The sequence below is a fragment of the Escherichia sp. WS1450 genome (assembly GCF_046487395.1).
Classification (GTDB): domain Bacteria; phylum Pseudomonadota; class Gammaproteobacteria; order Enterobacterales; family Enterobacteriaceae; genus Escherichia; species Escherichia coli.
In genome coordinates, this window is sequence record NZ_JBJQJO010000153.1 from 1 (window position 1) to 683 (window position 683).

A 683-nucleotide genomic window follows, 5' to 3' on the forward strand; every position below is an offset into this window, starting at 1 on the left:
GCTTAACCTTCGGGAGGGCGCTTACCACTTTGTGATTCATGACTGGGGTGAAGTCGTAACAAGGTAACCGTAGGGGAACCTGCGGTTGGATCACCTCCTTACCTTAAAGAAGCGTACTTTGAAGTGCTCACACAGATTGTCTGATGAAAATGAGCAGTAAAACCTCTACAGGCTTGTAGCTCAGGTGGTTAGAGCGCACCCCTGATAAGGGTGAGGTCGGTGGTTCAAGTCCACTCAGGCCTACCAAATTTGCACGGCAAATTTGAAGAGGTTTTAACTACATGTTATGGGGCTATAGCTCAGCTGGGAGAGCGCCTGCTTTGCACGCAGGAGGTCTGCGGTTCTATCCCGCATAGCTCCACCATCTCTGTAGTGATTAAATAAAAAATACTTCAGAGTGTACCTGCAAAGGTTCACTGCGAAGTTTTGCTCTTTAAAAATCTGGATCAAGCTGAAAATTGAAACACTGAACAACGAAAGTTGTTCGTGAGTCTCTCAAATTTTCGCAACACGATGATGAATCGAAAGAAACATCTTCGGGTTGTGAGGTTAAGCGACTAAGCGTACACGGTGGATGCCCTGGCAGTCAGAGGCGATGAAGGACGTGCTAATCTGCGATAAGCGTCGGTAAGGTGATATGAACCGTTATAACCGGCGATTTCCGAATGGGGAAACCCAGTGTG

Annotated in this window: 2 tRNA genes and 2 rRNA genes; all 4 read left to right on the plus strand. The window is 47.3% G+C overall.

Annotated elements, in window-relative coordinates:
• Positions 1-101 (plus strand): 16S ribosomal RNA (locus ACJHYR_RS28055); the annotation flags it as partial.
• A gap of 68 nt (positions 102-169) precedes the next feature.
• Positions 170-246 (plus strand) — tRNA-Ile (locus ACJHYR_RS28060).
• A 42-nt stretch (positions 247-288) separates the two neighbouring features.
• Positions 289-364 (plus strand) — tRNA-Ala (locus ACJHYR_RS28065).
• Between the two features lie 183 nt (positions 365-547).
• A 23S ribosomal RNA gene (locus ACJHYR_RS28070) occupies positions 548-683 on the plus strand; the annotation flags it as partial.